The following is a 13,710-nucleotide window of genomic DNA, read 5'->3' on the forward strand; positions in this document are numbered from 1 at the left end:
ATGACATTTGCTGAGTACGTCATTGCGAGCGAAAGCGAAGCAATCCACAATACTTACTTTCCGAGGCTTTCCTTCGGAATGCTCGTAAAGGTGAGCGCACCCTTCGCGTGAACGTTGCCGTTCACTTTCACGATGCAGTCAAAGCCGACCAATACGCCGCCTTCCTTCGTCTTCTTCACGGAAATTTCAAGCTGGTCGCCCGGAATCACAGGCTTCACGAACTTGAATCCGTCAATCTTCAAAAGCACATAGAGATTCTTTTCCAAATCTTCGGCTGGCTTTTCGATGACGAGCGAGCAGAGCTGGGCGCAGCTTTCCACAATGAGCACACCCGGCATAATCGGGGTTCCCGGGAAATGTCCCGTAAAATACGGTTCATTCACGCTCACATTCTTGAGGCCCACAGCCGATTCATTCGGCACCAGTTCCTTGACCTTTTCGATCATCTGGAACGGCGGACGCTGCGCAATCTTTTCGCTAATTTCGTAAATGTTCATCATAGAGAAAGTCCTCCGTCGAGCACGAACACCTGGCCTGTCACATAGGCGAACTGGTCAGAAGCAAGTGCAGAAACGATGTTCGCCACTTCGTCGGCAGAGCCAAAACGCTTGAGCGGAATCTTTTCGAGATAGCCCTTGCGGGTTTCTTCGGGAATGGCCTCGATCATTTCAGTTGCGATAAAACCCGGAGCGACAGCATTCACGCGGATACCGAAGCCGCCGAGTTCCTTCGCGAGCGTCTGCGTCAGAGAATTCACGGCGCCCTTCGTGGCACTGTAAACGGCCTGGCCCGCGAGAGCGAACTTCGAAGACACGGAACTCATGTTGATAATCACGCCGGACTTCTGCTTGTACATCTTCACGGCGACCTGCTGGGCGCAATAGAAATAGCCCTTCACGTTCAGGTCGAAGCACTTGTCGAGAGTTGCCGGGTTCATCATCATCAGGTATTCGTCGCGGACAATGCCCGCGTTGTTCACGAGCACGTCGATGCGGCCATACGCCTTGAACACTTCGCGCACCATCACCTTGACTTCGTCGAGCTTAGAAACGTCGGCCTTGTAAATCATGCCGTCGCCACCTTCAGCCTTGATCTGGTCGAGCGTCGCGTTTGCCGCCTCGTCGGAACTGGAGTAGTTCACCACGACCGTATAACCGTCACGTGCGAGTCGCAGGGCGCAAGCCTTGCCGATTCCCTTAGATGCACCTGTCACCAAAGCAACTTTCATCTTCAATTCTCCTTCTAAACTATTTTCCGAAAACAACGGCGCTGTAGGAGCCACCCGCCGCAAACGAAATCACCAAAACTTTCTTGAGGTTTGCAGCGTCAGCCTTCTTGGATGCCACGGAACCGTCGGCCGCGACAAAGTAGGCATTGTCGCCTGCAAGTTCGCCACTCAACAGGAGAGCAGCTTCAGCAGCGGCCAAAGCGGCAGACCCCGCACGGCCTTCGCCCGTGCGTTCCTTGACTTCAAATAGCGGCATCGAGGCGAGCTTTTCGCCAAACACGCGCTTGAGTGCGCCCTTCTCGATATCGTCGATTCGCTTGCAACCGTTCGCAAAGCCGCAAACCGCATCAATTTCGCTAGCGGAAATTCCAGCATCAGCGAGAGCATCGGCAATCGCCTTGTCCAGCGCCTCGTCGGAGCCGACCAGCTTGCCGAACTTCACGTTCTTGCGACCATGACCAAAACCGAGCGCGTAGCAGTAGACCTTTGCACCACGGGCCTTGGCGTAGCCTTCTTCTTCGAGCATAATGGACACAGAGCCGTCACCCACCACGCAACCTTCGTTGCCTGCGAAAGGCGCCACCACGTCCGTTGCGGCCACGCCGAGCTTCTGGGCAAATTCGGTAATGATCGGCAGGTTTTCGTCAGTACCGGTTGCCATCATCGCCTGTTCCTGGCCGTCGTGAATCACGTTCATCGAGTATCCGATGCTGTCGAGGCCAGAAAGCGGCCCCGTCGTAATCGTGACGCCGTAACCCTTAATGCCGGAGCAAATGGAAAGGTAGCCGCCCGCCGCATTGTAAACCGTATGCGGGAACTTGAAAGCAGATCCCTGGGAATTACCTTCGCGGGCAATCAGTTCTTCAAAATCGTAAGTGGCACCGAGGCCGCCTTCGCTGGTACCCACGATAATGCCGATATCCTTCGCGTTATCGTCGGTCACCTGGAGGTTTGCGTCCTGCAAAGCGCGCATCCCCGATACCGTCTGGAGCTGTCCCAGGTTGTCGAGCTTGCGGTAGAACGCCATCTTGATGCCGAGTTCCTTATAGTCGTCGAGCGCAATCGTCGAATGTACCGAAGCCGATTCAGGCTTCTTGTCGGCCTTTACCGCTTCGAGGTAGGCAGCCTTGCTGTTACCGAGCGGAGAGACAATTCCAAGACCTGTCACGGCAATCTTCTTTGCCTTGGCGGACTGGGCGGAAACTTCGCCGGGGACCTTCGAGAAAACAATCGCCGCATTCGTTCCGCCGAACGCCACGTTGTTGCTCAACACGCACTTGAGTTCCTTATGGCGGGCATGGTTCTGCACGAAGTCGAGACTCCCTACCTTTTCCTTGAGGGCAGCGGACTGTTCGTCGCTGTAAGGGAACGTCGGGAGCACCGTATCGGTCGTCAGGGCCTTGATGCTGAACACGGCTTCGATAGCACCGGCGGCACCGAGACAGTGGCCGGTCATCACCTTGGTCGAGCTCACGCTGACATTTGCATTGTCTTCGCCAAAGAAATTCTTGAACGCCGTAATTTCGGCATTGTCGTTCTTGCCCGTACCCGTACCGTGAGCATTCACGTAACCGATATCGGACTTGTCGATGCCGGAATTCTTGACGGCGCGGTTAATCGCTTCCATCAGGCAAACGCCATCTTCACGCGGGGCGGTAATGTGGTTCGCGTCGCTCGTAACGCCCGATCCGAGCACTTCGCAGTACTGTTTTGCGGAGCGCTTCTGGGCATGTTCGTAAGATTCCACAATGACGATACCCGCACCTTCGCCAAGCGTAATGCCGTTGCAACGGTTGAACGGAGAGCATCCGTTTTCGTCGAGGGCATGAAGCGAAAGGAAGCCGGAATACGGAACTGCAGCAAAGGAGTCGGCACCGCCCGCAATCACCACGTCGGCCTTGCCCGCACGAATCAAGTCGCAAGCAACCGCAATCGAAATCGTTCCTGCCGCACAGGCGTTCGCCACGTTCGTCACGATACCGCCAGCACCACAGGATTCTGCCACCTGCGAAGCAATCGCCGCAATAGGCATCTTTGCAATTTCAGAAGCGTCGCGGCCATGCTGGTGGTACTGCTCAATCGAAAGGACACCGCCCACGCAGCTACCGATGACCACGCTCACGCGTTGGTCGTCACCAAAATTCGAAAGCCCCGCATCGGCCAAGGCCTCATTCGCGGCCTTGATGCAGAGCTTAGAGACGCGGTCCTTTTCTTCGGGAGCGTCCAAGTTGTCGAGGGTATCGCACTTGACTTCGGCAGCCAAGTCCGCATAGCAGTTCACGGTATCGACCGAAGTCGTCTTATGGATGCCCGAAACAGATTCCAGGGCACTTTTCCAAGTTTCTTCGACATTGTTACCGACGGCGCAAATAACACCCAAGCCAGTAACTACACAGCGACGTTCGTCAGGGGTCATACTACTCCAAAAATCTACAAGGAGATCCCCGCCTTGCTTCGACAAAGCTCAGCACAGGTCGCGGGGATGACAAGTTTAATTGTGCCGCAGGGGCAAAGCAACAAAAATTAGGCCTTGTGGGCTTCGATATAGGCGGCGATCGTATCGATGCTCTGGAAGTTTTCCTTGGCAACACCGGTCATGGACACGCCGAAGTTGGAATCCACGAAAGAGATAATTTCGAGGGAATCCACGGAATCAAGGCCAATTTCTTCACCAAAAAGCGGAGTATCGTACTGGAGCACGTCGCCATCGACGCCGAGGTCGGACATAAAGAAGGACTTGAGTTTGCTTTTCATTTCTTCAGAAGACATAATTTACCTCATTAGTTTTATTTTCGCCGAAAGATAGAAAAAAATAAGAAGTCCAATGTCAAATTCTTTACAAAACCGACATAATAGCGAAAAGTATGGATAAAACGCCACTAGAATGCCTGGCGGACGTAGAACGACAGCCCAAGGTGATCAAAATCAACCCACGAGAAATCTGCACGGGCAAAAAGCGTCTGCTTTAAATTGAGGCCCAAAAGCGCACCCGCACCAACGGACCGGTGCCAATCGTTGCGTACAAGTTCTCCAAAATACCGCCCCGACTTGCCCCCTTCAAAAAAAGTGTGCGCCCCAAATCGCCACCAGATGAACTGGCGTAACTCCGCCTGTACAATGACGGCCTGGTTATCCCCAAAATAAAGGCTCTCTACACCGCGAAAGCGGCAAATTCCATCGGGCCCTGCCAACATATCGAAAGGGACATCCCCATTGGAACGTTGCCACAGGAAACCGACCGCCGTCGTGGTCGTTTTTGAAAGGCTTGTATAACCACGCAAGTCAAGCGTTTCTACGTCAAAAGTATAATCGCCCAGAAGGTCGCTGTAAAACATCTGCTGCCACTGCGCCAAAAAACCATGCCGCGTCCAGTTGATGTTGTCTCGGGAATCGTATCCGAACAGGTACCCCACGCCGTTACGCCAACCGGAATGATCGTCGGGCAGGTCCGTAATATCGCCTTCCTCAAAATCGATCTCGGTATATTCGGCGTGGACCTCAACGCCATACTTAAGCGTCGACGGCAACCCAATCCGCGATTCGACCTTGGTGCCATACTGGAATTTTTTTCGGTTGAAATTGGTTAAAACATCGATATCGGGATCGTTCCCGCGACCGTAATAACCGGCCACCCAGTCCTGATACTTGAGAAGCCCCCAGATACTCACCTGGTCATGGAACATATAATAGTAGGGTTCCAATTGCAGCTGCAGCTGCCCTCGCGTCGAGCCGTATGCCGTAAGACCAATCTCGGGAACCTTACCGCCATGCTCGTCGGCCCTCAAAAAGAACAGCGACATCACGCCAACCTGGAATTCGGTCTCTTCAGTATAGCCCAGAATCGGGACTACGGAGTAGCGCTGAAAATCATCTTTCGAAGCACCTTCACCAAAGGCGAAGGCGCATGCCACACAAAGCAACAAGACAATTCTCCGTAAAACCATTACGGAGAATAATAGAAAAATTCAACGCATAAAATCCTGGATCCTGCGCTTTGCGCAGGATGACGAGGGATGAGTGTGCTATTCCACGTTCACGCGGAGTGTACGGCGGTTAACCCGCACAACGTAACTGCCCGGTCGAGAGAGTTCGATTCGACGAGTTCCATTCGTCACGACATCCTGTGCCACAAGGACCCCCTGAACATCGTAGACCATCACCTTCGAACCGATTTTCGCTCCCGAGATTTCAAGGGCACGGCCACTCGTTGCCACGGTAAAGCCCACAGACCTAGATTCCGGTAAGCCGGTAGCGGCATCCACGAACGTTGCCGTATAAACACCGTCCTTCAGCTGCCACTTATCGAAGGTATAGGTCACCTGACCCTTCTTGTAGTTTTCAGGAATGACTCCCGCCAAGGCGCGGTCAATCGTCTTTTCGGCAGAGCCAGAATAAATCACGACGATTTCACCCGTTTCTCCACGAGCATCATCGTAGCGGATTGTCTTCTGGAACAGCGGGTACACATCCTTGTCGCCGTAATCGGTGGCAAGCATCGCCTTGTAGCGCTCACCCAGGCCATTCTTCTTCTGGTACCATCCCTTGAATTCCCAAGTGGAATCACCCTTGATGTAACCCGACGGAAGCATTGTCACCTTCCCATAGGTATAGCCGTTGAACTCAGCCGTTAAATCTCCTTCTGCAGGCAGGTGGAAGATTACGTCAAACACTCGGGCAATCCTTGCGAAAGTCGGTTCGTAGACATCTGTCGAGTCATTCCGCACAAACTTTTCGAATTCGTAGGTATATGTGCTATCCGCATCCTTCACCGGCAACACACGAATGGAATCGCCACCTTGCTTCGGAAGGGCTTCCTCGATTTTCGATTCAATAATCGAATCCGTATCGGTTATCCGGATCACCACGTAGACCGTATCCGTTTCCTTGTCACCATACTTCACTATAATCTTTACAGATTTTGCAACACCTTCAAATTCTGGAACATGCCAGCCTTCGGGTTGTTTTTCCTTCCAATGAAGGACGAACGTAGAATCTTCGGTTTCAGCCTTCGACGGAACAACCTTTCCGGACTGTTCCAGGAATTCGCCAATCTTTTGATCCAGTTTTTCCTGCGTATTCACATCGACAACAAAGAACATTGTCGATATCGTATCCGCAGCACCATCGCCATACTTAATGACATATTCACGGCTTCTTTCGGCAGCGGTAAATCCCGGTTCGTAGTACGAAGTCTTTTCGTTCTTGTGCCAGGTACTATTAAACGTGAACGTCTGTTCTTCCGTCGACTTCTTGGTCGGAGTCGGAATAGCCGGAACATGCGACTTGATAGCGGCATTGATTTTCTGGTTCACCTTGGCATCGTTATCGGTCACATGAATTTCCACATGAATCGTATCGGTAGCCTTTTTACCATACTTCACCACAATGGTATCTTTCTTGACAATGCCCACAATGACAGGTTCATAGCGAGTAGAATCCTCTGCACTCTGTTTCCAGCCATCAAGAACGTAGGTGGAATCGTCATCTTCAGTAACCTTGGGCGGCAGCGGGATTTTCGGCTTATGCTTTGCAAGCGTATCGGAAATGACCTTGCTTATGTCATCCTCGGAATCCAGCGTTTTCACCTTCACCCAAAGGGTATCACTTGGACCACCGCCATAGGCCACCACGATATCCTTGATTTTTGCAACCGGAGTAAATTCAGGCACATAATGCTTGTCGGAATCCTTTTTCCAGTTCGAGAAAACGTAGCTGGAATCCTTGTGCGGATTCGTCTTTTCCGGCTGGAGAGGCGGATCGAAGCTTGCCATGGTCGAATCAATCTTTCTTGCGATTTCTTCTTCGCTATCCGTCACCTTAATCACCACGTCGACCGATTTGCCCTTTGCGTAGGCAACGACAACCGTATCATCCTTGACTTCCGACGAGAATATAGGATTGTAACAAGTCTTGCAAGCCGGATCTTTCTCCCATTCCTCGAAAGTATAGACGGAATCCTGATGCGGGTCCGTAGGCACAGGAACAATTTTCGGTTCCTTACTTGCCAGGGTCGAATCGATTTTCCTTGTACGTTCATCTTCGTCATCGGTCCTATCAACGATTACCTTGACGGAATCTTCGGGGCCCACCACAGCGACAATCGTATCTTTCTTGACGGTCATGATAAAGTCCGCACGATAGACCTCATCATTTTCCGGATCCATTACCCAAGTTCTAAACTCATAGTCATAATTCGCATTGCGAGGATACGGCTCAGGAGTCACACCTTCTACCTCCGCTTGCGCCTGAATCTTTTCTATCACCAGGTTTTCATCGTCGGTCACAAGGACATCGACCCAGAAATATTTGGTCTTACTTGCGTAAATAACCTTGAGTTCCTTCTCCTTCACTTCGCTCTTAAACAGAGGCACGTAAGCACCGTCCGTATCCTTTTCCCACTTCTGTGCGAACGTATACGTAGAATCCCAAGTTTCGGTCTTAGTCGGAAGCGGAATTCTCGGATTGTGGTTATTCAAACCATTGACAATCGCCTTGTTCAAAAGCGAATCGTTACGCGTAACCGGCACATTGACCTTCAAATGAATCGTATCGTTTGGAGTTTCACCATATCTCACAACAATTTCAGTCTGCTTGACTAAGGATTCGAACTCAGGTTCATACCAATCCTTGTCTTCATTGTAATGCCACTTGTTACGGTAAGTATTGAAGGCATACGTAGAATCTTCGCTGTCGCCCCTGCGCGGCAAAACTTCACCAAGCTCATCGCTCAGCGAATCAAGCGAATTTTTCACCTGCTTTCGAAGACATAGCGGAGACTTTTCCAGATCTTCTGTTTCGGGGCAATTGACAAGGACGACCTGAACGGTATCCGTTTCGCCATCACCATACTTGGCAGCAACGACAGGATACCCCGTCAACTTACCATTGACAGTCTTGACATTCTCATACGATGCCGTGACATCTTCGTCATTAGAATTTTTAATCACATACGAGAGAATCTCATTTTCAGAAGAGCCTCTTCCCGTCACAGAGCCTTCAATCACGACCTGAATGTAGTCGCCCTCCGCAAGGACGTCCGGAGTGAAGGTAAATCCCGGATCCGTAAGGACAGCGTCCTTACCGTTGCCCTGGGCAACGGAATTCGCCGTGATCGTCAGAGTTTTCTTAATCGGATTCACGACAAGGCCACCGTCAATCACGTTGAACTTGACCTGTTCAAAATCCGTCAAGCCTTTGTCCTCAAACTGAGTCACATCAAGTCCCATCGGATACGTTCCCGCCGACGTCGCCTCCACAACGCTATTTCCGTTGAACACAAAGTCCGTCAGCGAATAGCCCTCATGGTCTATAGAAACATCGTAACCCGACACACTGTGTTTGACACCATCATAGTCAACAGTCTGTTGGTGACCTCTAATGGTTACCGTAACAATCTTTGCATCGGCAACTTCGATATAGCCGTCACTTACATCAAACTCTACATCAAAATTACCATCTACATTTTCAAGTTTCGAAGCAAGATTCATAAATTTTTTGCCTACAGTTTCTAGGCTCACCGAGGCCGACATACCTTTTTTCAGCTTTACATTCGACACATCGTAAAGAGGATCGGATGCACTCACAACCGTATAGCCTTCAGACACATACACGTGGGAACCCTCTTCGACCTTGACACTCGTTTTCTTACCTTCAACCACAACCGTGACCGGCCGCTTTTCAATTATCAGCTTTGCAGTTGTTTTTGCTGTATCCGTATAATTCGGGTTAGTCGCCCTTACATTGATAGTGTAGGTTCCAGCATCCGTCCGAGTGAGGTCGCCCAAATTCTTAGTCCAATTTTTTTCATCATCCTTGACATCATCCTTGAACTGATACTCACAATTTGTTGAACCAGTCTTTGCTTCCGGTGTTTCACATTCGTGCGTATTCGCATGGGATTCTCCATCGTACTCAACGGTTTCATTTTTAAGTGTAACCGTAAACGACTTTGCCGGTGTAATAGTCAACTTGCCCGGAGTGGTCGTTATCGCGTAATCCATCGTAACGTCATTTTCTTCAGCATCCTTAATAACGGCAGATTCTGCCGGAGTAATCACGCCATCGTACTCACCCACATCGGTGCCAGCGGCACTATAAACGACATCATCATGCGTATGACCAGCAACCAAGCCCTTGCCCGAAACAGTCATATCAGTCAAGGCAATTTCTTCGCCCGTATAAGTCAAAGTTTGCGTTTTACCCGTAAACGAAAGTGGTCTCGGATTGATCTTGATGATTCCATAATTCGGTTCAATCTTGAAGGAATCCGTTACAATTACGCCATCACTGTTCTTGATGACCAACTGGTCACAAGTTGCTTCGACCTCGCCTTCAGCCACGTGAGTTACAGAAACAGTAGATGCAGCCTCAGCTGTATAATCAACACCTTTTGGGAAAGTTACAGTAATTTCCGACGGATCCACAACAAGCGGAGTGCCATCGAAAACCTTAGATTTATTCTTAGTCGTCACCGTGACCGTAATCTGTTCCCACATGGCATAGAATGCAGTATCGCCATAAGGCGCATTCGGTTTGAAGCTAGTTACCGTCTTGGGACAATTCTCTGTTACATCCGTAGTGCACCAGCCCTTAAATATATAGCCATCCTTGGTTGGTGTTTTGAACTTAATTTCTGCAGAATCAAGATTATAAGATAAAACCGGCGTTTCAGAGAATTTTCCGCCATTCAAAACATAATCAATTGTATAGTCTTGGAGCTTCCAATGCGGATAAAGATCCAGGTTAGCCTTGTCCGAATACACAGCATCAAAGTCATAATCTATATCGCCATTCAATGTTTTAGACCAACCATCCTGTACACGACCAATGGCCGTAAAGGTTTCGTTTCGCAAATTTATAGGCGTATCATAATCTTTTGCATCTTTAACAATCGCTTCTTTAGCAAATTCATCTGGGGTATAAGTGATTATATACGTAGTCCTTGCCCAATTTGCATATAACGTTAGTTTTTCGGCCATATCATTGATATGTGAAATCGGAGTATCAAAGGTTTCGTCAAGGAACCAGCCTTCAAAGTCATAGCCTTCTCTAGACGGGCGCAAAAGACTCAAATCTATAGTTGTATCAACATTATAGGTTTTCGGATAGTCGGCAGGATTATAAGTAGCGTCCTTCAAATTTTCATAAAGAATAGCATAGATATTTCGAGTCCACTTCGCATAAACTTTGCTATTCTTTGTGATTTGCACCTTGTCAAATTCAAATTTCTTCGTACAAGCAAGGTCTTCATACCATCCACCAAAAGTATATCCTTTTTCTACGAGTTCACCGGGGTCAGTAGCCAATTCATTATCAAGAATATGCTGTGCCTCAGGTGCAACACCATGGCCCTGCACATCAAACGAAACGGTGAAAGTCGGAGCTATTGTCCACGACGCAGAAAAAGATGACTCCTTTGTTGCATTACCGATTGTCTGTACCGGATTTCCTTGAGAATCCTTCCAACCGGCAAAGTAATACTTAATTCCATTTTCCATATACTCCGTAGGAAGGTCAAAGTCAATCGTAATAGGTTCACCTTCTTCTATCCAGATTTCTTTTTGCTGCGTAGCCGGTTCGCCAGGGAAAAATCCCGGCTTGGAACTGAACGTTATTTTATAAGCATCTTTCCAATAGGCATAAACCGTGGTTGGCTTATATACTTTGCCAAGATTTCCCGGTTCTCCATTTTTACTTAAAGACCAATTTTTCCCAAACACATTTGAATCTGATGCGGGAATAGGATCATCGATTCCCTGTGAAGTTATTGGATCTTCTAGATACAATTCCTTACTTCTTGTTGTAGCTCCGCCAGAAAACGAGCCTTCATTAGCATCAAAAGTAATCACATAAAGAGTCCTTCCCTTTGAATCCTTTGTCACACCTTGGTTTGTTATGTTTGTGTGTTTACTCCAAATGTTAGTCTTTGCACCCGTACAACTACCATTGTTCCATGTTCCCTTATTGAGCAAACAGACATACTCTTCTTGGTTCACGACCGAATTGCCGACACCGGTATTATCCCCTTCAACAGCGCCCCCTTTTTCAACAGAACCAACGCCACTAGCTGCAGCATCACTATCATAATAACCTTCGGTAATGTTAGCTTTACTACTCACCAAACCGATAAGGCCTCCCGTGGCACCACTAGTGCCCGTATTTTGCAGCAGGCTTCCGTCGTATACGCTCGATTCAAACTTAACCGTTCCAGATTTGACGCGTCCCACAAGACCACCGACAAAAGCTCTATCACCGGCAACCTTAATTGTAGCGACACTCAAGGTATTCTTGATTGTTCCGCCAAAAGCTGTACCCACTATACCACCAACAGCCTGCCCCTTTTTATAGGTATCTACAGAACCCGACACATAACAGCCCTCAATCGTACCAGAAGGCATCCAGCCTACGATAGCGCCTGTACTCACAAAGCTGTTGTCACTGATTAAATAGTCTTGCACCTGACCATGAGCCTGAATATCTACGTTATCCAAAACAACATTTTTTACCGTCCCCGAAATCGTTCCAAACATGCCGACATTTTGTCCATAAATATAAGCCTTACTTTCAAGGTATTCGCTATGAACAGAAAGATTAGAAATGGTGACCCCGTTACCGTCAAAAATACCCGCGTACCTTATGGCACCCGTACCTGCAGCAATCGGGATAAACGGTTTTCCTCCCATGTCCAGGTAGGGAGCCGACACAAAGGCATTAAAAGCAACCCCAACCTCTTTACCAGAATTCGATTTCAAAATCGCTAAAGTCACCCTAATGGCATCTTCTTTGGACACAGAAAAAATGTTTTTCGCAATGGCTTGGGCCCGAGTTATTTTTGCAACACTGTCTTCAATGGCCGAGATTTCCTCCATACCGTCAATATACAGGTTCGCAATGGTCTTGCTCATTTCAACGGAAACAGTATCTTTGTAAGTGTTTAGCCATGTCCGCAAATCTTTCATTAAGAAAGTTTCCGCCTGTTGCATAGCCGCATACGTATTCACCGTATCCGAAAACCACGCCAAGTTTTTTTCATTCTCAATGACAAAATAGTGCTTGCCCTTAATTACCGTATCTTTTTCCACTTTTTGGGTGGAGGTGCCATCCCAGGCAGCCATAGCAGAACCAATCCCCAGCGCACACACGAGCAGGGATACCAAGCGGACGAACGAAAACTTCTGAATAGCCTTATCCATAAGCAATCCTTTGCCGAGAAATCAATTTCTGGACGGCAAAAAACCCAGAAACCGCCTCGGCTTCTTTTTCTCTCTTAAAAATAATTAAAAAATTTTTACATGGGTAAGTTTTTTTTATATATTTGGTAAAAAAGGCCTTCACAAAGAAAATTCGTCCATTTCGTTATTTTTTTCTTATTTTACATTATAGAATCCGCTTTATGGGAGTCCACGCAAGAATATGACCACTTTTCGAAGAATTTTGACTATCGCAAGCCTACTTTCCGTGCTCGGTTTCGCCCAAGAGACCGCAGCACCGCAGGCGGCCCCTACCGATTCTACCACCGACAAGGCGGCAGAAACCCCGGCTAGCGTCACTGATTCCGTTGCCACGGTCGATTCCACAGCCGATTCCACGGCAAGCCTAGCCAAGGACTCGACGGCTGTTCCTGCCGATTCGGCAAAGGCGGTGGCCGCAGTCGATTCTACCAAGGCCGACACCTTGCAGGCAGATACAAGCGACGCCGAACCCGCCTGGGTCAAGCCCCGCAACAAGATCACCTACGCCCAGTACCAGGCCAAGATCAATGCGGGCGCGAAGAAAAAATCGAGAACCCTGCACCACGGCCTCACGATTGTCTCGGCAAACTACCATGACGAAAGCTACGGAGACCTGGACCACGGCGCCGACTGGGGAACGGGGCTTGGCATGTACTATTTCTACCGCCGCTACTTTGGACACTATGTCGGTTTCCAGGGGCGTCTCGGCGGACTTTACCGCTATTCGCGTTTCGAATTCGACAAGAAATGGACAAACGGAAGCTTTAAGGACGGAACTGAATACAGCCTAGAACACAACTTCGACCGCAAGTACCACAATTTCGCCGTCGACCTTCCCCTGACCTTAAAGCTCGGACACCACGTTAAGAAAACGACGGGATTCATTTTCATGAGTGCGACCCTCGACATTACCAAGCCCATTTTCGAGATGGTCGACACCGAGAACTACCTGTACCTCAATTCGAATTCCAAGGAATTCAATGCCGAAATGGAGACGATCACAAACGAAGGAAAGAATCCTTTCCCGCTGTACGAAAGTCACCAGACGAACAAGTTCTTCTATATGGACGACTGGGAAACAAGCGGCTGGCTGGGCTTTGGCGTAGAAAGCAGACTCGTTTCTTTCGAAGTCCAGTTCTTTGGAATCGGAACATCCACTAAGGACAACCACAGGTACTACCATCTGGGCCACGATTCCGATATGACATGGCGCATTTTCCTGGACTTCAGCATAAGGTAATCGGGGGCATA

Annotated in this window: 7 protein-coding genes; 1 reads left to right on the plus strand and 6 read right to left on the minus strand. The window is 49.0% G+C overall.

The features are described from left to right. Nucleotides 1-53: 53 nt before the first annotated feature. The 6 genes from fabZ to Q0W37_RS06100 form a co-directional block, all read right to left on the minus strand. Entirely contained in the window at nucleotides 54-500 is a 447-nt protein-coding gene (gene fabZ / locus Q0W37_RS06075; protein ID WP_297699749.1) for a 3-hydroxyacyl-ACP dehydratase FabZ, read from the minus strand. Further along, nucleotides 497-1,228 (minus strand): SDR family NAD(P)-dependent oxidoreductase, encoded by a 732-nt coding sequence (locus Q0W37_RS06080; protein ID WP_072979539.1) that lies wholly within the window; start codon nucleotides 1,226-1,228, stop codon nucleotides 497-499. The genes fabZ and Q0W37_RS06080 overlap by 4 nt, the downstream gene beginning before the upstream one ends. Nucleotides 1,229-1,247: 19 nt before the next feature. Further along, nucleotides 1,248-3,644, minus strand: a complete 2,397-nt coding sequence (locus tag Q0W37_RS06085; protein ID WP_297699752.1) for a beta-ketoacyl-[acyl-carrier-protein] synthase family protein — start codon at nucleotides 3,642-3,644, stop codon at nucleotides 1,248-1,250. A 107-nt stretch (nucleotides 3,645-3,751) separates the two neighbouring features. Then, nucleotides 3,752-3,997, minus strand: a complete 246-nt coding sequence (locus Q0W37_RS06090) for an acyl carrier protein (protein WP_297699754.1) — start codon at nucleotides 3,995-3,997, stop codon at nucleotides 3,752-3,754. Between the two features lie 110 nt (nucleotides 3,998-4,107). Then, a complete protein-coding gene (locus Q0W37_RS06095; RefSeq protein WP_297699755.1) occupies nucleotides 4,108-5,139 on the minus strand; it encodes a BamA/TamA family outer membrane protein in 1,032 nt (343 codons plus the stop codon). A gap of 111 nt (nucleotides 5,140-5,250) precedes the next feature. After that, nucleotides 5,251-12,420: an InlB B-repeat-containing protein gene (locus Q0W37_RS06100; RefSeq protein WP_297699757.1), complete on the minus strand. Its 7,170-nt coding sequence runs from the start codon at nucleotides 12,418-12,420 to the stop codon at nucleotides 5,251-5,253. A 220-nt stretch (nucleotides 12,421-12,640) separates the two neighbouring features. On the opposite strand from Q0W37_RS06100, the gene Q0W37_RS06105 reads away from it, so the two are divergent. After that, nucleotides 12,641-13,699: a hypothetical protein gene (locus tag Q0W37_RS06105; RefSeq protein WP_297699759.1), complete on the plus strand. Its 1,059-nt coding sequence runs from the start codon at nucleotides 12,641-12,643 to the stop codon at nucleotides 13,697-13,699. The last annotated feature ends 11 nt before the right edge of the window (nucleotides 13,700-13,710 follow it).

This window comes from uncultured Fibrobacter sp., from assembly GCF_947166265.1.
GTDB lineage: Bacteria > Fibrobacterota > Fibrobacteria > Fibrobacterales > Fibrobacteraceae > Fibrobacter.